This window comes from Streptomyces sp. NPDC104814 (assembly GCF_055583185.1).
Window position 1 is genome coordinate 577,692 of the sequence record NZ_JBVJOL010000001.1, and the last position, 25,617, is coordinate 603,308.

Sequence of the window (25,617 nt, forward strand, 5' to 3'; positions counted from 1 at the left end):
CCGATCGCCGTATGGACCTCGATCCCGACACCGTGGAGCGGGACCTGGTCAAGCTCGTCCTGACGGTGGTGGAGCTGCTGCGTCAGCTCATGGAGCGCCAGGCCGTGCGCCGTTTCGACGAGGGCGGCCTGACCGAGGAGCAGGAGGAGCGCATCGGGCTGACCCTGATGCTGCTGGAGGACCGGATGGCGGAACTGCGGGACCGCTACGGGCTGCGGCCCGAGGACCTCAATCTGGACCTCGGGCCGCTCGGACCGCTGCTTCCCCGGGAGTGAGACTCGGCCGAAGGCCGTGAAGACCTTTTCGGAGTGACTCGGCCGAAGGCGTTTCGACTCCGGGGAGATGTGCCGACTCCCGGGGCAGGCCCCGGGAGTCAGGCTTCCGGTTGTGTCACCACCTGTACCAACGGCCCCTGCCGCCTGCCGCACTTGTGCTCCGCAGCAGGAATCCCAGAAGCCATACCACGAGGACCGCCAACGCGATCCACCACAGGACCTTCACTGCGAATCCGAGACCGAAAAGCACGATCGCGAGAAGCAGTACCAGCAGGATGGGAACCATAGTCTGAACCTCCTGCTTTCCGGGTTTCCCGAAAAGCAGGATTCAGACTTCCTTGCGGCACAGAATCTCGCCGTGCAGCACCGCGAACCAGCCGTCCTCGTGCTTTCCCCATTCCCGCCACGCCGCCGCCACCGCGGCCAGCTCGTCCTCGGTGGCGTGGCCGCCGGCGAGGGCCAGACCGGCGAACGCGGAGGCCGTCGTGCGCTCGGCCCACAGACCGCTCCACCACTCCCGCTCCTCGGGCGTGGCGTACGTCCAGGTCCCGGAGGTCGCGGTGACGTCGGTCAGGCCGGCCGCGCGCGCCCACGCCGTCAGCCGGCGCCCCGCGTCCGGCTCGCCGCCGTTCGCGCGAGCCACCCGGTGGTACAGCGCCAGCCAGTCGTCCAGGCCGGGCAGATGCGGGTACCAGGTCATCGCCGCGTAGTCCGCGTCACGGACCGCGACGAAGCCGCCGGGCCTGGTGACCCGCTTCATCTCGCGCAGCGCCTGGACCGGGTCGCTGACGTGCTGCAGCACCTGGTGGGCGTGGACCACGCAGAACGTGTCGTCCGGGAAGTCCAGGGCGTGCACATCGGCGGTGGCGAAGGCGACGTTCGTCAGACCCCGCCCGGCGGCCTCGGCCCGCGCCTGCTCCAGGACGCCCTCGGCCCGGTCGACGCCGGTGACATGGCCGTCGGGGACCAGCGCGGCCAGGTCGGCGGTGATGGTGCCCGGGCCGCAGCCGATGTCCAGGATTCTCATGTGCGGCTTCAGCGCGCCGAGCAGGTAGCCGGCCGAGTTGGCTGCGGTGCGCCAGGTGTGCGATCGCAGCACCGACGCGTGGTGCCCGTGCGTGTAGACGGCCGTCTCCTGCGCTTTCGGCATGGCTGTGCCCTCCTCGTCGAGCCCGGCCGGATGCCCCGGCAGGTGCTCGTCACGGTACGCGCGTCGGCCGCATGATGAGATACGCGTTTTGCCATGTGGACTGACGGGGCGTCAGTTCGCGGCCGCGGGCCGGTAGACGGTCAGTGCCTGCGGCAGCTTCTCCACCGTCACCTCGCCCTGCACCTCGGCGACTTCACCGTCGTAGGCGAGCAGCGTGCCCGGGGCGATACCGGCCAGTCGCATCCGCGGCACCTGCACCGCGGCGTGCGCGAAGGACCGCGTCAGCGGGCCCGCGACGGCCGCCGACAGCAGCCGCAGCGCCGGGTGGCGCCCGCCGTGCACGACCCGCACGTCCAGCTGCCCGTCCGCCAGGTCCACGCGGCGGCCCGCGGTGAGGCCCGTGCGGTGGTAGGTGCCGTTGCCGACGAACAGCAGCCACAGCGGACGGGGCCGGCCGCCCAGTTCCGCCTCCAGCGGATGCCGGTCGGCGCGCAGCACGCGCAGCGCCGCCAGCACCCCGGCCGGCCAGCCGCCGACGCGGTGCGCCCAGCGGTCCCGCTCCCGCACCAGCTCCGGATACACGCCGAGGCTGAGCGTGTTGACGAAGACGCCGCGCCGCTCGCCGGAGGTGAAGCGGCCCACGTCCACGCGCACCGCCTCGCCCCGCGTCAGCGCCCCGGCCAGGTCGCCGACGCCCTCCAGGCCCAGGTCGAGGGCGAAGTGGTTCAGCGTGCCGCCCGGCAGCACCGCCAGCGGCAGCCCGTGGCGCACGGCGACCTCGGCGGCCGTGTTGACCGTGCCGTCGCCGCCGCACACGCCGAGCGCGACCGCCCGCGCCGCCGCCTTCTCCAGTTCCGCCGGCACGTCCTGCGGCGCGCACTGCACGATCTCCGCGGCCGGCAGGGCGTCCCGCAGCGCCCGCACCCGGTCGGCGGTGCCCCCCGCGGTGTTCGCCACCAGCACCAGGCCCTGCCCGTCCGGCAGCGCGGGAGCGTCGGCGCGCGGCCGGGCCGACGGCTCCTGCTGGGCCCGGGTGGGCACCAGACCGCGTACGGCGAAGGCGGCGCCCGCGCCGAGCGCCGCACCGGCCAGGACATCGCTCGGGAAGTGGACGCCGGTGTAGACACGGGACATCGCCACCGAGAACGCCAGCGGTGCCACGGCCGCGCCCCAGGCCGGGGACTCCAGTGCCACCCCGGTCGCGAACGCGGCCGCCGACGCCGCGTGGCCCGACGGGAACGACGTGGTGATCGGCTGCCGCTTCAGCTGCCGCACCAGCGGCACCGGGTCCAGCACCGGCCGGTCGCGGCGCACCGAGCGCTTGCCGAGCGTGTTGACGGTCAGCGAGGCCAGCGCGAGCGAGGCCACACCGCGGGCGGCGGCCCGGCGGCCGCGCGGGGTGCGGCTCGCCGCGACGGCGGCCGCCGTCGCGAACCACAGCAGGCCGTGGTTGGCGCTGCGGCTCAGCCGGGGCAGCACCGGCTCGGCGGCCGGCCAGTGCCGCCTCGCGGCGAACTCGAAGAGACGGCAGTCCAGGGCGAGCAGCTTCTGCCGCAGGGGGTGGCCCCCGGACCGGGGCGCGGTGAGGTCGACATCGGGACTCATACCCTGGCAGGTACCCTGAAGTGGCCGTTTGCCGACCGGGGGGCCACACCGCACGGAGACCGCCGCATGCGTCTGCTGCTCGTCCGCCACGCCGAGACCCCCTCCAACGTGCGGCACCTGCTGGACACGGCGGTGCCCGGCCCCGCTCTGACGGCCCTCGGCGAGCAGCAGGCCGCCGCCCTGCCCGGGGCGCTGGCGGACGAGGACATCACGGCGCTCTACGCCTCCACCCTGATCCGCACCCAGCTCACCGCCGCCCCGCTGGCCGCCGCCCGCGGCCTTCAGGTGCGCGTCCGTGACGGCATCCGGGAGGTCACGGCGGGCGACCTGGAGATGCTGCCCGGCGACAGCGCCCAGGGTGAGCTGTACATGAAGACGGTGTTCGCCTGGGCGGCCGGGGACACCGGGCTGCGCCTGCCCGGCGGCGAGAGCGGCGACGAGGTGCTCCAGCGGTACGACGAGGTGGTCGCCGAGGCCGCGGCGAGCGGCGCCGGCACGGCCGCCCTGGTCAGCCACGGCGCCGTGATCCGTCTGTGGACCGCGGCCCGCGCCGCGAACGTCGAGGTCCCCTTCGCCGCCGCGCACCCCCTGCGCAACACCGGCGTGGTCGTGCTGGAAGGCAGCCCGTCCACCGGCTGGACGGCCCTGACCTGGGCGGACGAGACGGTGGTGCCGCCGGGCGAGGCGGGCCCGACGGGCGAGCCCGTCCCGGACGCCGAGTGACGGGTGTCCGCGGGGGCCGGCCCGCGGGCCCCGCGATTAAGAGTTTGCCGCCGCCGACCACCGCACCGGAGAATGCCTGCCCATGGGACATCTGGAAGCCGCGCACCTGGAGTACTACCTCCCCGACGGGAGGGCACTGCTCGGTGACGTGTCCTTCCGGGTCGGCGAAGGCGCCGTCGTCGCGCTCGTCGGCCCGAACGGCGCCGGCAAGACCACGCTGCTCAGGCTGATCTCCGGGGAGCTGAAACCGCACGGCGGGACCGTCACCGTCAGCGGCGGGCTCGGCGTGATGCGGCAGTTCGTCGGGTCCGTACGGGACGACACGACCGTACGCGACCTGCTGGTCTCCGTCGCCTCGCCCCGGATCCGCGCGGCCGCGGCCGCCGTCGACGCCGCCGAGCACGCCCTGCTCACCGTCGACGACGAGGCCGCCCAGATGCGGTACGCCCAGGCCCTGTCCGACTGGGCCGAGGCACGCGGCTACGAGGCCGAGACCCTGTGGGACATGTGCACCACGGCCGCGCTCGGCGTGCCGTACGACAAGGCGCAGTGGCGGCAGGTGCGCACGCTGTCCGGCGGCGAGCAGAAGCGGCTGGTGCTGGAGGCGCTGCTGCGCGGCACCGACGAGGTGCTGCTGCTGGACGAGCCGGACAACTACCTCGACGTGCCCGGCAAACGCTGGCTGGAGGAACGGCTGCGGGAGACCCGCAAGACCGTGCTCTTCGTCTCCCACGACCGCGAACTCCTCTCCCGCGCCGCCGAGAAGATCGTCTCGGTGGAGCCCGGGCCGGCCGGGGCCGACGCGTGGGTGCACGGCGGCGGCTTCGCCACGTATCACGAGGCCCGCCGGGAACGCTTCGCGCGCTTCGAGGAGTTGCGCCGCCGCTGGGACGAGAAGCACGCCCAGCTGAAGAAGCTGGTGTTGAACCTGCGTCAGGCAGCCGCCGTCAGCCATGAGATGGCCTCCCGGTACGCCGCCGCCCAGACCCGGCTGCGCAAGTTCGAGGAGGCCGGCCCGCCGCCCGAGCCGCCCCGCGAGCAGGACATCACCATGCGCCTCAAGGGCGGCCGCACCGGCGTACGCGCCGTCACCTGCGAGGGCCTGGAACTCACCGGCCTGATGAAACCGTTCGACCTGGAGGTCTTCTACGGCGAGCGGGTCGCCGTCCTCGGCTCCAACGGCTCCGGCAAGTCGCACTTCCTGCGCCTGCTCGCCGGTGAGGACGTGGCGCACACGGGTGAGTGGAAGCTGGGCGCGCGGGTCGTGCCCGGGCACTTCGCGCAGACCCACGCCCATCCGGAGCTGGCGGGCCGGACGCTGCTGGACATCCTGTGGACGCAGCACTCCCAGGACCGGGGCGCCGCGATGTCCCGGCTGCGCCGCTACGAGCTGACCCAGCAGGCCGAGCAGAGCTTCGACCGGCTCTCCGGCGGGCAGCAGGCCCGTTTCCAGATCCTGCTGCTGGAACTCGCCGGCGTCACCGCCCTGCTCCTGGACGAACCGACGGACAACCTCGACCTGGAGTCCGCGGAGGCGCTCCAGGAGGGCCTGGAGGCGTTCGAGGGCACGGTCCTCGCCGTCACCCACGACCGCTGGTTCGCCCGCTCCTTCGACCGCTACCTGGTCTTCGGTACGGACGGCCACGTCCGCGAGACCCCGGAGCCGGTGTGGGACGAACGCCGGGTGGAGCGGGCGCGCTAAGCGTATTGACCTGATGCGTTGCCGACTCGGCTGATCGGTGGGTGGCCGCCGAGTGCGGTGTGGGCCGGCGTGCCGAGGGCGCCGGTCAGCTCCAGCGCAGCAGTGCTCCCAGGCCGCCTGCCGGGGTGTCGTCCGCCTGCTCCGGCAGGGCCGGGTCGACCGAGATGGCGGGGGCCCCCGTCGTCACCACCGAGCGCAGCAGGGCGTCGTCGGCCCGCGCCGGCCATGCGTGCTGCTCGCCGAGCGTCCTCAGCTCCGTGCGGCGCACCGCCACCTGGTCCGGGTCCTCGCCGATCCACACCTCGCGGTGGGTGTCCGGGCCGTCCGGCCGGATCAGCAGCTCGTCGATGCGGTGCTCACGGGCCGCCTCCACCAGCGCCGGCACACCCTCCACGGCGGCCGCGCGGCCCTCGCCGCCCGGCCCGCGGGCGGCCAGGAAGCGGTCCAGGTCCTCCAGTGCCCGGCGCCGCACATGCTCGGCGCGCGCCCGCTCCACCTCCGCGTCGAGCAGCCGGCTGCCCGAGCCGTGGTCGGCCTCGACCACACCCCCGTGCAGCCGCTGCGGCAGCCGGTCGTGCACGGCCCGCCGCTCGCGGGCGTCACCCACCAGGATCAGCAGATCGGCGCGCGACTCCTCCTGGCACACCGCGAGCGCGTCGGCGATCTCCGCCGCGTTGTGCTCCCAGGTGTTCTCCACCCGCAGCTGGAAGTGGCGCTCCGACCAGTCGGCCGAGGCGGTGCGGTGCACCGGCCACTGCCGCCCGCCGACCGAACCGGTTCCCTGGCTGCCCAGCCCCGAGCGCAGCTCGAAGTCCGCGCCCTTGCGGTCGACGTACGCCACCACGCACACCGGATCCTCGCCGGCCAGCTCCAGCAGCGGCGACACCCGCGGCAGCGGGGCCCATTGCGCGGAGCTGCCCCGCACCGGTGCCCGGGCCAGCGGCGGATCCAGCACCACCTCGCCGTCCCGCGCGAACAGCGCGCGCCCGTGGGGATCACTCGCATGGCGCAGCTCGTCCACCGCCTCACGCACCGCACGGCAGGTCGCCTCGTCCGCTCCTTGCCCGGCCAGCTCCCGCGCCACCGCCTGCGCCGTCAGTTCCCGCTCGTGCGCCGTGTCCTCCGCATGGCGGGAGAGGTCGACGTACACGGAGGCCCAGGGGCCGGACTGTTCATAGAGTGGATGCAGAAAGGCGAGATCCATGGCTCCCTCCCGTGACGCGCTCGGGGGTAGTGCTCACCGGGCGGGTACCCGGACCGCAGACACGAACACGACCGACGGACGGGACCACCATGAGCGGAGTCGACCCGGAGCGACTGGACGACCAGCAGCTGATGAGGGAGCTGGAGACGATCCACCGCACGCGCCACGACACCCTGCTGTACGGCTCGAACGACGCGCTGCGCGCCCACAACGAACGCATGGCGCAGCTCGAGGGGGAGTACCTGCGCCGCAACCCGAGCCGTCCCGTCGCGGCCGGCCGCACCAGGGAAGGCGCCCGAGAACGCGGAAGCGGGGAGTCGGCGACTCCCCGCTCCTGACCTCCTGACACCGGCCCTCGGCCGGCGACCCGCGCACTCGTGCAGCCCGGCACCCCGCCGGGGCGGGCGGCCTGCACCCGGGCTTGCGCCCGCCTGCGGCCTGCCGGGCCGCAGCCTGCACCCCGCCTGCGGCCTGCACCCGGGGCTGCGGCCGGCATCCGGGCCTGCGGCCGGCATCCGGGCTTGCGCCCAGGCTGCGCCCGCCTGCGGCCTCCACCCGGGCCTGGCGGCCTGCCGGGCCGGCCGCCGCTCGGGCGGCCCGGTTTCCCGGCCGAGCGGCCCGCCGGCATCCCGGCCGACCGGCCCGGCATCCCGGCCGGGCGCCCCGAGGGGCCCGCCGGGCGCCGCGAGGGGCCCCGGCGGGTCTTCGGTCGCTCAGGCCGGCTGTTCCTGCGTGAACACCTCCAGGTACGTCTCGCAGAAGGCCTTCAGGTCGTCCGGCTTGCGGCTGGTGACCAGCTTGTTCGGTCCGTGGTCGCAGACCTTGACCTGCTCGTCGACCCAGGTGCCGCCCGCGTTGCGGATGTCCGTCTCGAGGCTCGGCCACGAGGTCAGCACCCGCCCCCGTACGACGTCGGCCTCGACCAGCGTCCACGGGGCATGGCAGATCGCGGCGACCGGCCGGCCCTGCGTGAAGAAGTCCTTGACGAACGCCACCGCCTTGTCGTCCATCCGCAGGAAGTCCGGGTTGGCGACGCCGCCGGGCAGCACCAGTCCGCCGAAGGAGCCGGCGGAGGCGTCCCCCACGACCTCGTCGACGGGGAAGGTGTCTGCCTTGTCCAGGTGGTTGAACGCCTGGATCTCACCCGGCTTCGTCGACACCAGCACCGGTTCGTGTCCGGCGTCCTTCGCCGCCTGCCACGGATCGGTCAGCTCGACCTGCTCGACGCCCTCGGGGGCCACCAGAAAAGCAATACGCATGATCATCCCTTCGTGCGGGTGGACTCGGTGCGGGCGGACCGGGTGCCGGTGACCGCCTCGGCCAGCTGCTGGACGTTGCCGTAGTGCGCCTTGCGGGGGAGCCCCTCCAGCGCGGCCACGAGCGGGTCCGGCGCGTTGTTGCGGCGCAGCACACCGATCAGTTCATGAGGGCTCGCCGGGAAGGAGCCGCGGCCCAGGATCCGCGCCAGCTCCAGGCGCACCGTCTCCAGGGAGGAACCGAGGCCACCGGGCGCCACCGGGCCGCCCCAGACCTCGGGGTCGTCGTCGGCGGCCGGCTCCGGGTCGTGCCACTCCTCGGTCCGGGTCGGGTGGCCGGACCTCAGCAGCCCCTGCAGTTGGTGTTTCATCTCGTCGTCGCGGTGGACGCTCATCCGGTCACTGCCTCGCTGCATGTCCGCTCCTCTCGGCGGTCACTTCTTCTCCCGGCTCGGCAGGAACTCCTGCACCTTCGCCTTGAAGCCCTGCTTGACCATGGAGTTCCGGTCGGCGTCGCCCTTCAGGATCGACGCGATCGTGGCTTCCATCTGCTCCCAGGTGGCGTGCGGCGGCACCGGCGGCACCGCCGGGTCGGTGAGGAACTCGATCACCGCCGGACCGTCGGCCTCCAGACCGGCGCGCCAGCCCGCCTCCACGTCCTCCGGCTTCTCCACCCGCACGCCGGTCAGACCCAGCGAGCGGGCGAACGCCGCGTACTGCACGTCCGGGATCGCCTGCGACTCCAGGAAGGACGGCGCGCCCTCCATGCTCCGCATCTCCCACGTCACCTGGTTGAGGTCCTGGTTGTTCCACACGGCGACCACCAGCCGCCGGTCCTGCCAGCGGTCGGCGTACTTCGCCGCGGTGATCATCTCCGCGAGCCCGTTCATCTGCATCGCCCCGTCGCCGACCAGCGCCACCACCGGCCGGTCCGGATGGGCGAACTTCGCGCCGATCGCGTACGGCACCCCGGGGCCCATCGTCGCCAGCGTGCCGGACAGCGAACCGCGCATCGTGCCGCGCATCGTGATGTGCCGCGCGTACCAGTTCGCGGTCGACCCCGAGTCGGAGGTGACGATCGCGTTGTCCGGCAGCAGCGGGTCCAGCGCGGCGGCGACGTACTCCGGGTTGATCGGGTCGGCGGACAGACGCGCGCGCCGCTCCATCACCTGCTGCCAGTGCTGCACGTTGTCGCAGACCGTGTCGAACCACTCCCGTCCGCGCCCCGAGTCGATCATCGGGATCAGCCGGTCCAGCGTCGCCTTCGCGTCACCGACCAGGTTCACCTCGTACGGGTAGCGCATGCCCACCATGTGCGGATCGATGTCGATCTGCACCGCCCGCGCCTTGCCGAACTCCGGCAGGAACTGCGAGTACGGGAACGACGAGCCGATCGTCAGCAGCGTGTCGCAGTCCCGCATCAGCTCATAGCTCGCACGGGTGCCCAGCAGACCGATCGAGCCGGTCACATACGGCAGCTCGTCACTGAGGACGTCCTTGCCGAGCAGCGCCTTCGCCACGCCCGCGCCCAGCAGCTCCGCGATGTGCTGCACCTCCTCCCGCGCGTGGGCCGCGCCCTGCCCGACCAGGATCGCCACCTTGTCGCCGGCGTTCAGCACCTCCGCCGCCCGGCGCAGCGACTCCTCCGAGGGGATCGCCGTCCACGAACTGCGGTCCAGGCTGGAGGGCACCATCTTGAAGGCGTGGCCCGGCGGCGAGTAGTCCAGCTCCTGCACGTCACCCGGGATGATCACGGCCGTCGGGGCGCGGCGCGCGTAGGCGGTGCGGATCGCCCGGTCCAGCACGTTCGGCAGCTGCTCGGGGACCGTCACCGTCTCCACGAAGTCGGAGGCGACGTCCTTGTACAGCGTGTGCAGGTCGACCTCCTGCTGGTAGGAGCCGCCCATCGCGGTGCGGTGCGTCTGGCCGACGATCGCGACGACCGGCACATGGTCCAGCTTCGCGTCGTACAGGCCGTTCAGCAGGTGGATCGCGCCGGGCCCCGATGTCGCCGTGCACACCCCGAGCCGGCCGCTGAACTTGGCGTATCCGACCGCCTCGAACGCGGACATCTCCTCGTGCCGGGACTGGATGAAGCGGGGCTTGTCCTCGGCGCGTCCCCAGGCGGCGAGCAGTCCGTTGATGCCGTCACCCGGATAGCCGAAGACACACTCCACGCCCCAGTCGCGCAGCCGCTCGAGGACGTAGTCGGACACCTTGCTGCTCATGCAGTACCTCCAGGTCGCACAGGCTTCGGTGGGCGTCGGCACGGGACGAGTCACCCGCAGGCACCCCGGAAAACCTGCGCGTGGGTTTGCCCGCCGGGGCCGGGGGCAGGCGCAGGATCAGTGCTTCGGACCGGAGGCACGTCCGTGGGAACGGCTGCACGTGGCCCCGGCGTACCCCGTCCGGGCCTGCCGCATTCCCTCGGTGACCGTCCACCCAGAGCACCCAGGGGAGAGCGACGCACCATGCGAACCCGAACCGGCACGCACCCGCACGACGACGCCCCCGACACCGCCGACGCCTTCCGCAGGCTCGGCGCGCTGCCGCCGGGGCCCGAGCGTGACGCCCTGCGCGCCGAGATCACCGAGGCGTGGCTGCCGATGGCCGAACGCCTCGCCGGACGCTTCCGCAACCGCGGCGAGTCCTACGACGACCTGCGCCAGGTCGCCGCCCTCGGCCTGGTCAAGGCCGTCGACCGCTACGACCCCGAGCTCGGCAACGCCTTCGAGAGCTACGCCGTGCCCACCATCACCGGTGAGATCAAGCGGCACTTCCGCGACCACATGTGGACCCTGCACGTGCCCCGCCGCGTCCAGGACCTGCGCAACCGGGTCCGCTCGGCCGTCCAGGACCTGTCCCAGACCGTCTCCGGCGAGCGGCCCACCGTCGCGCAGATCGCCGAACGCGCGCAGCTCAGCGAGGAGGACGTCAAGGCCGGTCTGGAGGCGCTGGAGAGCTTCACCGCGCTGTCCCTGGACGCGGAGATGACGGGCGCCGAGGGCGGCTACGCGCTGACCGACACGCTCGGCTCGCCCGACACGGCGCTGGACACGGTCGTGGACCGCGAGGCGGTACGGCCGCGGCTTGCGGCGCTGCCGGAGCGGGAGCGGGCGATCCTGTACATGCGGTTCTTCGGCGACATGACGCAGAGCCGGATCGCGGAGGAGCTGGGGATCTCGCAGATGCATGTGTCCCGGCTGATCAGCCGGTGCGTGGCGCGGCTGCGGGACGACGTTCTGGCGGAGTAGGACCGTGGGGGCCGTCGGCCCGATGCCGGGTGCGGATCGTGGTGGGCTGAGCGCGCAGTTCCCCGCGCCCCTCGGTCGGCTGCCCTCGCGCCGGCCGAATCACCCGGTCGGCTGCCCTTCCTCCCCCCAACGGCGTCCGGCCGCGCGCGTCCTCGGCTCCCGGCGGCTGTGATGGCTGTACGGCACGACACCCCCGTGCCCGCAGTCGTACGGCCGAAGGAGTCCACCCCATGCGCCGCACCGCCCGTGCCCTGTCCGTCGCCGCGCTGGTCGTGCTGGCCGGTGCCGCACCGGCCGGGGCCGCGGATGACCCGGCCGACCCGCTCGACCCGCCGGACACGGCCGTGCAGGCAGGTCCGGGCGACCCGGCCGCGCCGGCCGCGCAGATCAGTCCCGCCTCGGTGGAGCCGGGCGGCACCGTCACCGTGTCCGTCACCTGCGACCCGACGGGCGGACCCGCGCCCGAGAGCATCGACGCCAGCTCCGAGGCCGCGTTCGCGGACGGCACCGTGAAACTGCAGAAGGTGCCCGGCGGCGACGACGAACTGTCCGGGCCCGCCTACAAGGGCACCGCGAAGATCGTCCCCGCCGAGGACCTCGACGGCCTGGACGGGGCCGGGGCCGGCTGGACCGTGGACGGCACCTGTCCGGCACCGCCGGGCGGCAAGGGCCGGCCCTGGAGCACCACGTTCGCCGTCGCCCACGCCTCCCACGGTGCCACCGCCGCCCCCGGCTGCCCCGGCGCCCCCCTCACGCCCTGCAAGGACAAGGAGGACGCGGGCGGCAAGGAGGAGAAGCCGGCACCGCCCGAGCACGAACCCGTCTCGCCGGCTCCCGCCTGGCAGCAGCCCACCGCCCGCCCCCCGGCGATCGAACACGGGGTGCAGGCGGGCGAGGGCGGAGCCTTCACCACCTCGGCGCCCGCCCTGGTGACCGGGGGACTGCTCATCCTCGGCGCGGCCGGCGCCGCCGCGCACCGGCTGCGCCGGCGCGAACGGAACCGCCCCTGAGCCGAGCGGCGGCGGGCGGCTGTGAGCGGCGCAACCCGCGCCCCGAGCCATGGGGGGCGCACGACGTGGGTACCTGGAGGCGAAGCGGCGAGACGGTGATGCGGCACCGGCCCGCCCCACGGCACGAGCGACTGCGCGGAGGCACGCATGCGGCGGACCGACCCCGAAGGGCACGGCCCCGTCCGCTACGGCCCCCCGCCGCCCGGCACCGGACTGCCGGTGCTCCCCGAACTGACCGCCCGCGTCTGCGCCGCCGCCGACCGGGCCGACGCCGAACCCGTGGGCGGCTCACCCGCCGTCACCGAGGCGGCCTGCGGCTACTGGGAGCGGCGCGGCCTGCCCGGCGAGCCCTGCCACGTCGCCGCCGCGCCCGGTGCGCCCGCGCTGCTGCTCGCGCTCACCGCGGCCCTCGGCGGGGACGTCCTGGTGCCCCGGCCCTGCGCGGCCTGGTGGGGGCCGTACGCGCGCGTGCTGGGCAGACCGGTCTTCCACGTGCCGACCCCCGCTGAGTCCGGCGGCGTACCCGACCCCTACGCCCTGCTGGAGACCGTCCGCCGGGTCCGCGCCGAGGGCGGCGAGCCCCGGCTGCTGGTGCTGTCGCTCGCCGACGACCCGACCGGCACCGTCGCCCCGCCGGAACTGCTGCACGAGACGGTGGAGGCCGCCGCCGCTGAGGGACTGCACCTGGTCAGCGACGAGACCTGGCGCGACACCCTGCACGCCCGGCACCGGACCGTGCTGCTCAGCCCTGCCGAGATGCTGCCCGGACAGGTCACCGTCGTCAGCGACCTGGCCGGCGCGCTGCTGCCGGCCGGCTGGCCCGCGGCGATCGCCCGGTTCCCGGCGGACGGCCGCGGCGGCGAACTGCACGCGCGTGTGCTGGACATCCTCACCGCGCTCGGCGCCCATGTCGCCGCACCCGTCGCCGCGGCGGCCGCCTACGCGCTCACCGAGCCCGAGCCGGTGGCCGCCCGGGTCGCGGCCACCGTGGCGCTGCACGCGCGCGTGGCCGCCGCCCTGCACGACGCCGTCGTCACCGCGGGCGCCCTGGCCCGCCCGCCGCAGGCCGGCCGCCATCTGTACGCCGACCTCGGCCCGTTGCGCACGGCGCTCGCCGGGCACGGAGTGGGCGACGCGCAGGACCTGGAGGAGTACCTCACCGCCCGGCTCGGCATGCCCGCGCCGGGCGGCCACCGCTTCGGGGACGACCTCGCCGCGCTGCGCGTGCGGCTGACCACCGGTCCGCTGCTCGGCGGCACGGACGCCGAGCGCGCGGAATGCCTCACGTCCCCCGCGCCGTTGGAACTGCCACACGTGCACCGCGCGTTGAGGACGGTGCGGTCCGTCTTCGACGACCTCCGCGACGACGCCCAGCGATGGGAGCCTCCTCGATGACGCAGCAGTCCGAGACGCCCGCCACCGGCACGGTCACGAGCACGACGCCGTCCCCCACCCCTGTCGTCACGACGCCGTCCCCCACTCCTGTCGTCACGACGCCGTCCCCGGCCTCCGCGGGCGCCACGCCCGCACCGGCGCCGGACGCCCCCGCATCGCCCCCGTCGTCCTTCGCGCCGCCGTTCCCGCCCCTCGCCGAGCCCCGCCCGCTGGGGGAGCGGCGGGTGTGGCCGCGCACCTTCCACGACCGGCTCACCGCCCCGCTGCCCGGCCTCAAGGCGATGGCCCGCTTCGCCCGCGAGGGAGCGGTGCGCCCCGGCAAGGAGGGCCTCGCCGACATCCCTCGCGTGCCCTGCGCTCCCGCCCCGCTGCCCCGCGTCGACGCCCGCACCCTCGCCGTCACCTGGGCGGGACACGCCAGTTGGGTGGTCCGCGTCGGCGGACTGACCGTGCTCACCGACCCGGTCTGGTCGCGCCGCATCCTCGGCACGCCCGCCCGCATCACGCCCGTGGGCGTGGAGTGGGAGGAGCTGCCGCGCGTCGACGCCGTCGTCATCAGCCACAACCACTACGACCACCTCGACGCGCCCACGCTGCGCCGACTGCCCCGCGACACCCCGGTGTTCGCCCCCGCCGGGCTCGGACGCTGGTTCCAGCGGCGCCGGTTCACCCGCGTCACCGAACTGGACTGGTGGGAGGGCGCCGAACTGTCCGGCGTCCGCTTCGACTTCGTCCCCGCCCACCACTGGTCCAAGCGCACCCTCACCGACACCTGCCGCAGCCTGTGGGGCGGCTGGGTGCTCACCGCCCCCGACGGCCGGCGGCTGTACTTCGCCGGCGACACCGGATACGGCCACTGGTTCGGCCGTATCGGCCGCCGCTACCCCGGCATCGACCTCGCCCTGCTCCCGATCGGCGCCTACGACCCGCGCTGGTGGCTCAGCGACGTCCACTGCGACCCGGAGGAGGCCGTGCAGGCCGCCCTGGACCTCGGCGCCCGCAGAATGGCCCCGATGCACTGGGGGACGTTCATCCTCTCCGCGGAACCCGTCCTGGAACCGCTGACCCGGGTGCGGGACGCGTGGCAGCGGGCCGGACTGGACCGAGATGACCTGTGGGACCTGGCGGTGGGCGCGTCCCGGGTGCTGGAGCCGGGGGACTGAGGCTGCCGCGGGGCGGGGCGGGGGGTGCGGGGAACGGGGCGCGGGGGCGAGCTGTGGCGGGTGGGTGAGGGGCGTCGGGCGCCGGGGGCGTGAGGGGCGTAGGGGGCGGGGCTGTGGCGGGTGCGGGAAGGTGGGGGGAGCAGGCTCCCGCGGGTGGGGGAGGCCGGGGGCCGCCCCGGTTCAGCCGGCCGGGGTGCCGCGCAGCCGGCGCCACAGGGCCGGGGCCGCGCTGACCAGGATCGTCAGGGCGATCGCCGCCACCACGCCCTCCCACGGCTCCGGGAACAGCGAGCCGCCGAGGATGCCGATCACCTGATACGTCACCGCCCACGCGAGGCAGGCCGGCAGGTTGCCCCGCGCGAACCTCCGCAGGGGCCACTTCGCCAGCAGGCACGCCAGCATCACCGGGATACGGCCCGCCGGCACCAGCCGGGACAGCACCAGCACCGCCACCCCGTGCTCCGCCAGCTTGTCCTGGGCCTGCGTCAGCCGCTCCTGCGGCGCCCGCGACCGGATCGCCTCCAGCCAGCGTGAGCCGCTGTGCGAGCGCATCCCGCGCCGGCCCAGCCAGTACAGCGCCGCGTCCCCGCAGAACGCGGCGAGCGACGCCGTGACGAAGACCAGCGCCAGCGAGAACGGCGCCGTCTGGTGGAAGGCGACCACCGCCGCCGAACTCACCAGCGCGCCCGTCGGCACCACCGGCACCAGCGCGCCGATCAGCACCAGCAGGAACAGCGACGGGTAGCCGAGCGCCTGCTGCGTGGACTGCGTCGGCACCGCCGTCACCGCGGCGGCCAGCCAGCTCACGGGGCGACCGCCGGGCGCACGCTCTCGCCGTGCGCCGGCCGGTGCACGGTCACGTCCGGGGCCCTGAGGGCCGCGAGCCGCACGAACTCCTCGCCGGGCGCGTGGAATTCGTGCGGGCGCACCGCGTCCATCCCGATCGGCCAGTACGTGCCGTAGTGCACGGGTATCGCGCAGCGCGGCGCGAGCCGGGCCAGGGCCTGCGCCGCCCGCCCCGCGTCCAGATGCCCCTCCCCGAGGTACGGTCCCCAGCCACCGACCGGCAGCAGCGCCACGTCGATCGGGCCGACCTCCTTCGCCATCGACTCGAACAGAGCGGTGTCCCCGGCGAAATAGGTGCGCGCCTCACCCTCGACGACGTACCCGAGGGCGGGCGAGCGGTGCGGGCCGAACGGCAGCCGGCGGCCGTCGTGCTCGGCCGGCACCGCGCGGATCACCAGATCCCCGGCCCGGGTCTCGTCGCCGGGAGCCATCTCGCGCAGATCCAGATGCGTCAGACGCCGTAGCCCCGGTACGGCGCTCGGCGCACCGCGGGGCACCAGCAGGCGCGTGCCCGGCGCGAGCCGCGCCAGGGAGGGCACGTGGAGGTGATCGGCGTGCAGATGGGACACCAGTGCGACGTCCGCGCGCCAGGCGTCCGGCGGCGGCAGCGCCCCGCGGCGGCGCCGCAGATGAGCCAGCCGGCGGGTGAACAGGGGATCGGTGAGCACACGGGTGTCCGAGTCCTCCACCGTGCAGGTGGCGTGACCCCACCAGGTGATCTCCACCGGCACCTCAATGCCTCCTTCGCGCGACTCCCCCGAAGCCTACGGGCAGGAGTAGGGTCGGCGGCGAAACCCGGAGGTGAGGGGGACGCCATGGGAGAGGTGCGGGGTGCCTTCGGCCGGCCGGCCCAGGTCCGCGTCACGGCGATCGCCGGTCTGACGCCGCTGGAGGAGCTGGACAGCGACCCCTTTCTGGTGGACTCCCGCAGCCAGTTCGCGATGTGCGCCCGCTGGGCCGCGGAGCGCGGCTACGTCGTCGCGCGGGAACTGCTCGTCCGGGGGCTGCGGGCCGACCACTGCGTGCTGTGGGACGGGGTGCGGGCGGGCCGGGACGTGTTCGTCGCGCCGAGTCGGCGGGTGCTGGAGTCCGCGCTGTCCTCCGTGGAGGAGTTCACCGCGGAGTGCGCGCGGCGGGGGGTGCGGGTGGAGACGGTCGGCTGCGCCGAGCCGGCGTACGACGCGCAGATGAAGGCGCGGGTGCATCGGAGGCTGTCGATGCCGACGGCGGGGTACGACGGCCGCTGAGGGCTCCGCCGGTCTTGCTTTGGCCTCGGTTGCCGTTCGCTGGGGCTGCGCCCCGCGCCCCCCGGGGGGGTGTTTGCCCGCCCGCCCACCCGTCTCGGTTGGCCAGGAGGTGCCGCCACGGGGCTCCGCCCCGGACCCCGGGGGTGTTTGCCCGCCCGCCCACCCGTCTCGCTTGCGCAAGAGGTGCCGCCACGGGGCTTCGCCCCGGACCCCGGGGGGTGTTTGCCCACCCGCCCACCCGTCTCGGTTGGCCAGGAGGTGCCGCCACGGGGCTCCGACCCCGGACCCCGGCGGGGGCCCCGCCTCCTGCACCCCGTCACGGGGCTCCGCCCCGGACCCCGGCGGGGCCCCGCCCCTGCACCTCATGTGTTCGGCCCAGCCCCCACCCGGGCCCCCGCCCTCCCCTCCGGGCCTCCTTCCTTCCCGGCCCCCGCCCTCCCCTCCGGGCCTCCTTCCTTCCCGGCCCCCGCCCTCCCCTCCGGGCCTCCTTCCTTCCCGGCCTCCTCCCATCCCGGCCCCCGCCCTCCCTCCCGGCCTCCCCCCTCCCAGGACAAACCGGTATGACAGGGTGTAGTGCCGGAGGTCTTCGTGGGTGGGAGGCCGGGACGGGAGGTTGGTGCGCTGTGTGGGGAGGGCGTTGGGGGCGGGTGGTCGGGCAGGTGGGGCGGAGCGTCGTCGTGTGGGCCGCTTCCACCGTGACCATGCTCGTGCTCGCCGGGCTGCTGCCCGACTTCCAGTTGCAGTCCGCCGATGGGGACAGCGCGACCCGTATCGCCGTGACCGCCGCGCTCGGGGCCGGGGCGTTCGGTCTGCTGTCGGCGCTGGTGTGGCCGTTGCTCGTGCGGTTGCTGCTGCTCGTGCCGGCCCTCCTGCTGGGGCTGCTGGTGTTCTTCCTCAACGGGTCGTTGCTGTGGCTCGCGCTGAGGATCAACCCCTCCGGTGACAGCGCCGCCGCTCCCGAGACGGCCGTCATCGTCGCCGCCGTGATGTCCGCCGTGGCCTCCGCGACCGGCGCCGCCCTCGCGGTGCGGGACGACGACGCCTATCGGCGCCGGCTGCTGCGGCTCGCCACGCGCAGACGCCGGCGCGGGCCGCCCTGTCCGTCCGGGCCCGGCACCGTCTTCCTCCAGCTGGACGGCGTCGGTCACGACGTGCTGCGGAACGCCGTGGACAAGGGGCTGATGCCGACCGTCGCCCGCTGGCTCGGCGAGCCCACCCACCGGCTCACGGCCTGGCGCACCGACTGGTCCAGCCAGACCGGCGCCAGCCAGCTCGGCATCCTGCACGGCTCCAACCACGACGTTCCCGCCTTCCGCTGGTACGAGAAGGACACGGGGGAGGTGATGGTGTGCAACCGGCCGTCGTCGGCGGCCGAGCTGCAGAGACGCGCCGTCGCCCGTACGCATGACGGCGGGTTGCTCACCGCCGACGGAGCCAGCCGCGGCAACCTCTTCAGCGGCGGGGCCGACGAGAACGCCCTCGTCCTGTCGGTGTCCGCCCGTATCGGCCGTGCCAACCGTTCCCGCGCCGGGTACTTCGCCTACTTCTCCGATCCGGCCAACGCCGTCCGCACCGCCCTGTCCTTCGTCGCCGAGGCCGGCCGGGAGATCGGCCAGTCCGTCCGGGCCCGGGTGCGCCGGCAGCGGCCGCGGGTCGGCCGCGGCGGCCTGTACCCCCTCGTGCGCGCCTTCGCCACCGTCGTCGAACGCGACGTCGTCGTGGCCGCCGTCATGGGCGACCTGCTGGCCGGCCGCACCAGCGTCTACGCCGACCTCGTCGCCTACGACGAGGTCGCCCACCACTCCGGCCCGGCCGGCCGGGATGCGGAGAAGGTGCTGCAGCGGCTCGACCGGTCCCTCGCGCTGATCGAGAAGGCCGCCGAGCATGCCCCTCGGCCCTACCGGATCGTTGTGCTGTCCGATCACGGCCAGAGCCCGGGGGAGACCTTCCGCTCCCGGTACGGGCTGACCCTCGGCGACCTGGTGCGGGCCGGGTGCGGGCTGCCCGTGCCGCGCCGTGCCCGGCGCACCCGCAGCGGTGCCGAGGCCCGCAGCGCCGTGCGCGCCGCGCTGCGCCGGCCCGTGGAGGAGGGCGGCGAGCAGCACCGGCCCTCCGGGCGGCGCTCCGAGCCGGTCGTGCTGGCCTCCGGCAACCTCGGCCTGGTCTCCTTCCCGGACGTCCCGCACCGCATGACCCGGGAGGAGATCGACGCCCGCCACCCCGCTCTGCTGCCCACCCTTGCCCACCACCCCGGCGTCGGTTTCCTGCTCGTGCGCAGTGCCGAGCACGGCGGGGTGGTGCTCGGTGCGCGGGGGGCCGCGATACCGGTCGGGGAGCTGAAGGACGGCTGCGGGCCGCTCGCCCCGTTCGGGCCCGGCGCGGCCGACGCCGTGCGCCGTACCCATTCCTTTCCGCACGCCGCCGACATCATGGTCAACTCCGCCTACGATCCCGCCGACGGCGAGGTGCTCGCCTTCGAGGAGCAGATCGGCTCCCACGGCGGCCTCGGCGGCGCCCAGAGCCGGCCCTTCCTGCTGTCGCCCCTGGCGCTGTCCGCGCCCGTGGCCGAGGGAGCGGATCTCGTCGGCGCCGAGCACCTCCACCGGGTGCTGCGGCGCTGGCTGAGCGAGGCGGACGGCCCTCAGGTGCCGGTGGACGATTCGCGGTACGAGGCCCTCGGGAGCACACCTTTTGCGGTGCCCGACCCGGCCGTACAGGACAAAAGCGCGTGATTTGGAGCGACTCGCAGCGGTGACCGACCATGGTCGGTCGTCCGGCGATCCCGGACACCGGCCCGGCAGCTCGGCGGGCCGCCCGGCGATCCCGGGCCACCCAGCACGTACGAGAGGCGCACCACTCCATGCACGACTCCGGGACCGTCCAGGCTCCGGCCCCCGAGGCGACCGCGACCCGGTCCGCGTCGGCACCCGAGAAGCACGCCCGGCGTTTCGGGCTCCCCGTCGCCACCGCCCTCGTCATGGGCAACATCATCGGCGGCGGCATCTTCCTCCTCCCGGCCTCCGTGGCCCCGTTCGGCACCGTCAGCCTGCTCGCCTTCGGCGTGCTGACGCTCGGTGCGATCGCGCTGGCCCTGGTCTTCGGCCGGCTCGCCGAGCGCGACCCGCGCACCGGCGGACCCTACGTCTACGCCCGCGAGGCCTTCGGTGACTTCGCCGGCTTCCTGGCCGCGTGGGCGTACTGGATCACCACCTGGGTCTCCAACGCGGCCCTCGCCGTCGCCGCCGTCGGCTATCTCGACGTGCTGATCCCGGTGAACGACCACAAGTGGAGCGCCTGCCTGGCCGCGCTCGTCATCCAGTGGCTGCCCGCCCTGTCCAACTTCGCCGGCAGCCGGTACGTCGGCGCCGTGCAGCTGATCTCCACCGTGCTGAAGTTCGCGCCGCTGCTGCTCGTCGCCATCGGCGGCCTCTTCCACTTCGACGCGCGCAACCTCGGACCCTTCCAGGCGGGCGGCGGCAGCACCCTCGGCGCGATCTCCGCGTCCGCCGCGATCCTGCTCTTCTCCTACCTGGGCGTGGAGTCCGCCGCGGTCAGCGCCGGCGAGGTGCGCGACCCGCGCCGCAACGTCGGCCGCGCCACCGTGATCGGCACCGTCGGCGCCGCCGTGGTGTATCTGCTCGGCACCCTCGCCGTGTTCGGCACGGTCGCCCACGACAGGCTGGTGCACTCCACCGCCCCGTTCTCGGACGCGGTGAACGCCATGTTCGGCGGTTCCTGGGGCGGCTGGGCCGTCGCGCTCGCCGCCCTCGTGTCGATGACCGGCTGCCTGAACGGCTGGACCCTGCTGAGCGCCCAGACTCCCTACGCGGCGGCCCGGGACGGGCTGTTCCCGGCCGCGTTCACCCGCAAGCGGCGCGGTGTGCCGACCGTCGGCGTGGGCGTCACCGTCGTCCTCGCCTCCCTGCTGACGATCTACAACTACACGGCGGGTTCGGCGCGGGTCTTCGAGATCCTGGTGCTGGTCACCACCTTCACCGCGACCGTTCCGTACCTGCTGGCCACCGCCGCGCAGATCTTCCACCTCGCCCGGGGCGAGCAGGTCGACCGGGTGCGGCTGGTGCGCGACGCGGTCCTCGCCGCGCTCGCCTTCGGCTTCTCGCTGTGGCTCGTCGCGGGCGCCGGCTACGCGGCCGTCTACCAGGGCGTGCTGTTCCTCTTCGCGGGCGTCCCGGTGTACGCGTGGCTCGCGGCGCGGCGGCAGCGGAGCGCGGCGTGAGGGGCCCATCCTGCGCGTGCGGCGTGGGGAAATGTGATCGGATGGGGGCCTAGGGAACCCGCTTGGGCGGGACCACACGCGAAAGGAAGAATCGTGGCCACCACGCGTTCCGCACACACCGTCTGGGAAGGCAACCTGCTCGAGGGCAACGGTGTCGTCACCTTCGACTCCTCCGGCATCGGTCAGCAGCCGGTGTCGTGGCCGTCGCGCGCCGAGCAGGCGAACGGCAAGACCAGCCCGGAGGAGCTGATCGCCGGCGCCCACTCCAGCTGCTTCTCCATGGCGCTGTCGCACGGTCTGGCCGGGGCCGGCACCCCGCCCACCAAGCTCGTCACGTCCGCCGACGTCACCTTCCAGCCCGGTGAGGGCATCACCGGCATCCACCTCACCGTCGAGGGCACCGTCCCCGGCATCGACAACGACGCCTTCGTCGCCGCCGCGCAGGACGCCAAGGCCAACTGCCCGGTCAGCCAGGCCCTGAAGGCCGTACCGATCACGCTGGACGCGAAGCTCGCCTGAGCCCGCACCCCGCACCCCTCACACCGGCGCGGACCGCCCCCGGGACTTCCGGGGACGGTCCGCGCTGTCGTTTCCCCGCCGTCGTCACGGCTCCGCACCCGCCGCGACGTCGTGTCCCGCTCCTCGAGTCGGCCTCCTCCCACCCTCGAGTCAGGGCCTCGACTCTTTCTCGAGTCAGCCTCCTTACAGGCCCGAGTCAGCCTCTTACACGCTCCGACAGTGGGGCGACAGAAGCCGTGGCTAGTTTTCTTCGCATCCGCCGCGGACGCCTTCGTCCGGCGGCGCACCACGACGAGATGCCGAGAACGCCGGCGAGGGGAACGCGGCGTTCTCGAGAGAGGGGCTACCCACCGATGACGGTGACCACCAGTGCCTTCACCCCCGGTCTGCGGGAGCTCGAGTTCGTCCGGTCGGTCGACCGGCGCCTGCTCCACCGCCGGGCCCTGTCGGAAGTCTTCCTCACCGACACCGCTGCGGTGGACGGGCAGCGCTTCCTCGCGGGCGCCCAGCTCCCCTCCTCTCACGCCTACTTCACCGATCACGCCGGACACACGGTGGTCGACCCGGTGCTCCTGCTGGAGTGCGCCCGCCAGGCCGAGACCTGCGGCGCGCACCGGCACCTCGGTGTCGACGACGACACGAAGTTCGTCCTGCAGTCGTGGTCGATGCGGCTGCCGGGCCTGTTCCACGCCCACTCCGGTGACCCGGCGGAACTGACCATGGAGGTCACCACGGACCGTCCCACCGGGGCGAGCGCCCCCGCGCGGTCGGCGGCGTACGACATGCGGTTCTTCCTCGCGGGCCAGGAGGTCGGCGAGGTGCGCATGGCGGTCGGTTACGTGTCGTCCGCGGCGTACTCCGTCATCCGGTCGAAGCGGCGCGGCAGCCCGCCCGTCTCCTCCGACGACGTCGCGGCCGTGCCGGCGACGGTCGACGCGCCGGAGGTCGGGCGTGCCAACCCGGTCAACGCGCTGCTGACCGAGCCGGTGCGGGACGGAGACGGCATCGTCGCCGGCGTACGCATCCCCACCGACAACCCGAGCATGTTCGACCACGCGCAGGACCACCTGCCGGGGATGGTGCTCACGGAGGCGGCGCGGCAGGCGGCCCTGTTCTGCGGTGCCCGGCTCCTCGGCCGGCCCGCGGAGGCCACCACGATGGTCGGGTTCGACCTGGCCTTCACCAGGTTCGCCGAGCTCGACGCGCCGACCACGGTCAGCGCGGTCCCGGAGGACGAGAGCGACGGCATCCGCACCTTCCGGGTCCTCTTCCGGCAGAACGGTGAGGAGATAGCGGCCGGCACCGTCGCCACCGCGGCCGTCCCCGCCTCGCACCGGAGGGCGCGGTGAGCGCACGAGCGGCGGTACTGGCCGGGCTCGGCGGCTGGCTGCCGCCGGTCAGGATCACCAACGACGACCTCGCCCGGGAACTCGACACCAGCGACGAGTGGATCACCACGCGCACCGGGATCCGGCAGCGGTTCGTCGTCCCGCCGGGGCTGTCCACCTCCGGGGTGGCGGTCGAGGCGGGGGCGCGGGCCCTCGGTTCGGCGGGCACCGACCGGGTGGACCTCCTCGTCCTCGCCACCAGCACCCCGGACCACCCGTGTCCCGCCACCGCGCCGGAGGTGGCCGGCCGGCTCGGGCTCGGCCACATCCCCGCGTTCGACGTGGCGGCCGTGTGCACGGGGTTCGTGTACGCGCTGGCCACCGCGTCGAGCATGATCACCGCGGGGGTGGCCGACAGTGCGCTGGTGATCGGCGCCGACACCTTCTCGACGATCCTCGCCCCCGAGGACCGTACGACCCGGGCGATCTTCGGGGACGGCGCGGGTGCCGCGGTGCTGCGCGCCGGTCACCCGGAGGAGCGCGGCGCGCTGCTCGGGTTCGACCTGGGCAGTGACGGCTCCCAGGCCGACCTGATCACCGTGCCGGGCGGCGGGTCCGAGTACCGCTCGAAGGGGCTCGCCGAGCCGGGCGACGCGTTCTTCGCCATGCAGGGCCGCTCGGTGTTCCGCAACGCCGTGACCCGGATGAGCGAGTCGTCGCTGCGGCTCGCGCAACGACTCGGCTGGCCGGTCGAATCGCTGGACCGGCTCGTCGCCCACCAGGCGAACATCCGCATCCTGTCGGCGGTCGGCGCGCAGCTGGGCCTGCCCGAGGAGAAGGTGGTCGCCAACCTCGACCGGGTGGGCAACACCGTCGCCGCGTCCATCCCGCTGGCGCTGACCGACGCCGTGGCCGCGGGGTCGGTCGTTCCCGGCCACCGGGTGCTGCTGTGCGGTTTCGGCGGGGGGCTCACCTGGGGGGCCGCGGCCCTGCGGTTCCCCGAACTGTCGGTCGAACCGCTGCCGTACCCGTCCACCCCGGCCGAACTCGCCCACGCGCGCTGACCGTTCCGGTCCGCGACCGGCGTGCACCGGTCGATCCCTACACCCGCAGAAACCCTTTTCACCCTCAGACACCCTTTTCATCCGCAGACACCCCCTTCATCCGTAGACACCCCTTCGTTCGTAGACATCCACGCACCGAGAAGAAGGCAAAGCCATGAGCGCGATCCACGAAAAGCTGACCGGTCTCCTCGTCACCCAGCTCGGCGTGCCCGCCGGGAAGGCCGAAGCGGACATCTGCTACAAGGACCTCGGTCTCGACTCGCTCGCACTGATCGAGCTCACCATGATCATCAACAAGGAGCTGGGCACCGACCTCGGTGACGACCTCCTCCAGGGCGAGACGACGATCGCCGAGACCGTCGAGCTCATCGAGTCCCAGGGCGTGCGGGCGTGACCGACTCGTCCAAGGGGGCCGTGGCGATCACGGGTCTGGGACTCGTGACCCCGGCCGGCCTCGACGCGCGGACCAGCTGGGAGCGGGTGTGCTCCGGCCGGCCGACCGCCGCCCCCGATCCCGAACTCGCCGGTCTCCCGGTCGACTTCTCCTGCCGTGTGCCCGGCTTCGACGCCGGGGCGCTGCTCGGGACCGCCAGCGCCTGGCGACTGGACCGCTTCACTCAGCTGGCGATCGTCGCCGCCCGCCAGGCGGTGGCCGACGCGGGCCTCGACCCGCAGAGCTGGGACGGCACCCGGGTCGGTGTCATCGTCGGCAACTCCCTCGGCGGCACGGCCACTTGGGAGGAGCAGCACCGCCGGTTCCTTCAGGACGGGCCGAAGAGCGTCTCCCCGCTGACGGTCCCCATGGGGATGTCGAACATGGTCGCGGGGCATCTGGCCATCGACGTCAAGGCGTACGGGCCGAGCATGGTCACGGCCACCGCCTGCGCGTCCGGTTCCAACGCGATCGGCCTGGCCCGGGATCTGCTGCGGTCCGGCACCTGTGACGTGGTGCTCGCCGGAGGGGCCGAGTCCGCGCTGACACCCGCGACCATCACCGGGCTGACCCGGATGGGCGGCCTGTCGGGGCGGCGTGAGGACCCGGCCGCCGCGTCCCGGCCGTTCGACGTGGCGCGCGACGGTTTCGTCGCCGCCGAGGGCGCGGGGATCCTCGTCCTGGAACGGCCCGAGGACGCCCGGGCGCGGGGCGTGCGGGTCTACGCCGACGTCGTGGGCTTCGGCTGGTCGTCCGACGCCCACCACGCCACCGCCCCCGATCCGAGTGGTGCGGGCATGGAACGTGCCCTGCGCGCCGCACTCGCCGACGCGGGGGTCGGCGCGGGCGACGTGGACCACGTGAACGCGCACGGTACGTCCACTCCGCTGAACGACGTCACCGAAGGGCGCGTGCTGCGCCGGGTCCTCGGCGAGCGCCCGCTGGTCACGTCGACCAAGGGCGTCACCGGACACACGCTGGCGGCGGCCGGCGCCGTCGAGGCCGCCTTCACCGCGCTGGCACTGCACCACCGGCTGGTCCCTCCGACGGCCAACCTCACCGAGCTCGATCCCGCGATCGACCTCGACATCGCGACGGGCACGGCGGCCAAGGCCGACCTGGAGGTCGCGGTGAGCACGTCGCTGGGATTCGGCGGGCACAACGCCGCGCTCGTCCTCGCGGCCGTCTGACAGGAAAGGGAAGAAG

General features: G+C 74.1%; 24 protein-coding genes and 1 pseudogene. 16 read left to right on the forward strand and 9 right to left on the reverse strand.

Annotation, left to right across the window (positions count from 1 at the left end; translation table 11 throughout):
* The first annotated feature begins 11 nt into the window (after positions 1-11).
* Complete coding sequence (locus ACZ64A_RS02385) at positions 12-275, forward strand: gas vesicle protein K (RefSeq protein WP_469809030.1); 264 nt, start codon at positions 12-14, stop codon at positions 273-275.
* 115 nt (positions 276-390) lie between these two features.
* On the opposite strand, the gene ACZ64A_RS02390 is transcribed toward ACZ64A_RS02385, so the two are convergent.
* From ACZ64A_RS02390 to ACZ64A_RS02400, 3 genes are all read right to left on the reverse strand, one after another.
* Positions 391-561 carry a hydrophobic protein gene (locus ACZ64A_RS02390; RefSeq protein WP_361627216.1) on the reverse strand — a complete coding sequence of 57 codons (171 nt, stop codon included), beginning with the start codon at positions 559-561 and terminating at the stop codon, positions 391-393.
* Positions 562-603: 42 nt separating this feature from the next.
* Positions 604-1,425 carry a methyltransferase domain-containing protein gene (locus ACZ64A_RS02395; protein ID WP_469807685.1) on the reverse strand — a complete coding sequence of 274 codons (822 nt, stop codon included), beginning with the start codon at positions 1,423-1,425 and terminating at the stop codon, positions 604-606.
* Positions 1,426-1,536: 111 nt separating this feature from the next.
* Positions 1,537-3,030 carry a phosphatase PAP2 family protein gene (locus ACZ64A_RS02400; RefSeq protein WP_469807686.1) on the reverse strand — a complete coding sequence of 498 codons (1,494 nt, stop codon included), beginning with the start codon at positions 3,028-3,030 and terminating at the stop codon, positions 1,537-1,539.
* Positions 3,031-3,096: 66 nt separating this feature from the next.
* Here ACZ64A_RS02400 and ACZ64A_RS02405 point away from each other — a divergent pair, with 66 nt between their 5' ends.
* Together ACZ64A_RS02405 and ACZ64A_RS02410 are read left to right on the forward strand one after the other, a co-directional pair.
* Positions 3,097-3,753 carry a histidine phosphatase family protein gene (locus ACZ64A_RS02405; RefSeq protein WP_469807688.1) on the forward strand — a complete coding sequence of 219 codons (657 nt, stop codon included), beginning with the start codon at positions 3,097-3,099 and terminating at the stop codon, positions 3,751-3,753.
* A gap of 82 nt (positions 3,754-3,835) precedes the next feature.
* Positions 3,836-5,455 (forward strand): ABC-F family ATP-binding cassette domain-containing protein, encoded by a 1,620-nt coding sequence (locus ACZ64A_RS02410; RefSeq protein WP_469807689.1) that lies wholly within the window; start codon positions 3,836-3,838, stop codon positions 5,453-5,455.
* Between the two features lie 85 nt (positions 5,456-5,540).
* Here the strand turns inward: ACZ64A_RS02410 and ACZ64A_RS02415 are convergent, their stop codons facing one another.
* Positions 5,541-6,659, reverse strand: a complete 1,119-nt coding sequence (locus ACZ64A_RS02415) for a baeRF2 domain-containing protein (protein ID WP_469807690.1) — start codon at positions 6,657-6,659, stop codon at positions 5,541-5,543.
* Positions 6,660-6,719: 60 nt separating this feature from the next.
* On the opposite strand from ACZ64A_RS02415, the pseudogene ACZ64A_RS02420 reads away from it, so the two are divergent.
* Positions 6,720-6,997: pseudogene (locus ACZ64A_RS02420) on the forward strand (DUF6158 family protein); the annotation flags it as partial.
* A gap of 375 nt (positions 6,998-7,372) precedes the next feature.
* On the opposite strand, the gene ACZ64A_RS02425 reads toward ACZ64A_RS02420, so the two are convergent.
* The 3 genes from ACZ64A_RS02425 to ACZ64A_RS02435 are packed head-to-tail and all read right to left on the reverse strand — an operon-like array spanning position 7,373 to position 10,143.
* Positions 7,373-7,918, reverse strand: a complete 546-nt coding sequence (locus ACZ64A_RS02425) for a type 1 glutamine amidotransferase domain-containing protein (protein ID WP_469807692.1) — start codon at positions 7,916-7,918, stop codon at positions 7,373-7,375.
* 2 nt (positions 7,919-7,920) lie between these two features.
* On the reverse strand, positions 7,921-8,331 hold the full coding sequence (locus ACZ64A_RS02430) for a DUF2795 domain-containing protein (RefSeq protein ID WP_469807693.1): 411 nt from the start codon (positions 8,329-8,331) through the stop codon (positions 7,921-7,923).
* Between the two features lie 18 nt (positions 8,332-8,349).
* Positions 8,350-10,143 carry a thiamine pyrophosphate-requiring protein gene (locus tag ACZ64A_RS02435; protein ID WP_469807694.1) on the reverse strand — a complete coding sequence of 598 codons (1,794 nt, stop codon included), beginning with the start codon at positions 10,141-10,143 and terminating at the stop codon, positions 8,350-8,352.
* A 243-nt stretch (positions 10,144-10,386) separates the two neighbouring features.
* On the opposite strand from ACZ64A_RS02435, the gene ACZ64A_RS02440 reads away from it, so the two are divergent.
* The 4 genes from ACZ64A_RS02440 to ACZ64A_RS02455 all read left to right on the forward strand — a co-directional run bounded on the left by ACZ64A_RS02440 (position 10,387) and on the right by ACZ64A_RS02455 (position 14,737).
* A complete protein-coding gene (locus ACZ64A_RS02440; RefSeq protein WP_469807695.1) occupies positions 10,387-11,169 on the forward strand; it encodes a SigB/SigF/SigG family RNA polymerase sigma factor in 783 nt (260 codons plus the stop codon).
* 230 nt (positions 11,170-11,399) lie between these two features.
* Complete coding sequence (locus ACZ64A_RS02445; protein ID WP_469807696.1) at positions 11,400-12,179, forward strand: hypothetical protein; 780 nt, start codon at positions 11,400-11,402, stop codon at positions 12,177-12,179.
* Positions 12,180-12,326: 147 nt separating this feature from the next.
* Positions 12,327-13,574 carry an aminotransferase class I/II-fold pyridoxal phosphate-dependent enzyme gene (locus ACZ64A_RS02450; RefSeq protein WP_469807697.1) on the forward strand — a complete coding sequence of 416 codons (1,248 nt, stop codon included), beginning with the start codon at positions 12,327-12,329 and terminating at the stop codon, positions 13,572-13,574.
* On the forward strand, positions 13,571-14,737 hold the full coding sequence (locus tag ACZ64A_RS02455; protein WP_469807698.1) for an MBL fold metallo-hydrolase: 1,167 nt from the start codon (positions 13,571-13,573) through the stop codon (positions 14,735-14,737). The genes ACZ64A_RS02450 and ACZ64A_RS02455 overlap by 4 nt, the downstream gene beginning before the upstream one ends.
* Positions 14,738-14,917: 180 nt before the next feature.
* On the opposite strand, the gene ACZ64A_RS02460 is transcribed toward ACZ64A_RS02455, so the two are convergent.
* Positions 14,918-15,544, reverse strand: a complete 627-nt coding sequence (locus tag ACZ64A_RS02460; protein WP_469807699.1) for a DedA family protein — start codon at positions 15,542-15,544, stop codon at positions 14,918-14,920.
* The gene (locus ACZ64A_RS02465) at positions 15,541-16,314 is read right to left on the reverse strand and encodes an MBL fold metallo-hydrolase (RefSeq protein WP_469807700.1); all 774 of its coding nucleotides are present in this window, start codon (positions 16,312-16,314) and stop codon (positions 15,541-15,543) included. The genes ACZ64A_RS02460 and ACZ64A_RS02465 overlap by 4 nt, the downstream gene beginning before the upstream one ends.
* An 84-nt stretch (positions 16,315-16,398) precedes the next feature.
* On the opposite strand from ACZ64A_RS02465, the gene ACZ64A_RS02470 reads away from it, so the two are divergent.
* The 8 genes from ACZ64A_RS02470 to ACZ64A_RS02505 all read left to right on the forward strand — a co-directional run bounded on the left by ACZ64A_RS02470 (position 16,399) and on the right by ACZ64A_RS02505 (position 25,601).
* A complete protein-coding gene (locus tag ACZ64A_RS02470) occupies positions 16,399-16,830 on the forward strand; it encodes a hypothetical protein (RefSeq protein ID WP_361627167.1) in 432 nt (143 codons plus the stop codon).
* 677 nt (positions 16,831-17,507) lie between these two features.
* Positions 17,508-19,562 carry a phage holin family protein gene (locus tag ACZ64A_RS02475; RefSeq protein ID WP_469807701.1) on the forward strand — a complete coding sequence of 685 codons (2,055 nt, stop codon included), beginning with the start codon at positions 17,508-17,510 and terminating at the stop codon, positions 19,560-19,562.
* Between the two features lie 128 nt (positions 19,563-19,690).
* Positions 19,691-21,067: an amino acid permease gene (locus ACZ64A_RS02480; protein WP_469807702.1), complete on the forward strand. Its 1,377-nt coding sequence runs from the start codon at positions 19,691-19,693 to the stop codon at positions 21,065-21,067.
* Between the two features lie 93 nt (positions 21,068-21,160).
* Positions 21,161-21,586, forward strand: a complete 426-nt coding sequence (locus tag ACZ64A_RS02485) for an OsmC family protein (RefSeq protein WP_469807703.1) — start codon at positions 21,161-21,163, stop codon at positions 21,584-21,586.
* Between the two features lie 353 nt (positions 21,587-21,939).
* Positions 21,940-22,935, forward strand: coding sequence for an AfsA-related hotdog domain-containing protein (locus ACZ64A_RS02490; protein WP_469807704.1), 996 nt, complete (start codon positions 21,940-21,942; stop codon positions 22,933-22,935).
* The gene (locus tag ACZ64A_RS02495) at positions 22,932-23,978 is read left to right on the forward strand and encodes a beta-ketoacyl-ACP synthase III (protein ID WP_469807705.1); all 1,047 of its coding nucleotides are present in this window, start codon (positions 22,932-22,934) and stop codon (positions 23,976-23,978) included. Before ACZ64A_RS02490 ends, ACZ64A_RS02495 begins: the two co-directional genes overlap by 4 nt.
* A 154-nt stretch (positions 23,979-24,132) precedes the next feature.
* Positions 24,133-24,372, forward strand: coding sequence for an acyl carrier protein (locus ACZ64A_RS02500; protein ID WP_469807706.1), 240 nt, complete (start codon positions 24,133-24,135; stop codon positions 24,370-24,372).
* Positions 24,369-25,601 carry a beta-ketoacyl-[acyl-carrier-protein] synthase family protein gene (locus ACZ64A_RS02505; protein WP_469807707.1) on the forward strand — a complete coding sequence of 411 codons (1,233 nt, stop codon included), beginning with the start codon at positions 24,369-24,371 and terminating at the stop codon, positions 25,599-25,601. Before ACZ64A_RS02500 ends, ACZ64A_RS02505 begins: the two co-directional genes overlap by 4 nt.
* Positions 25,602-25,617: the final 16 nt, after the last annotated feature.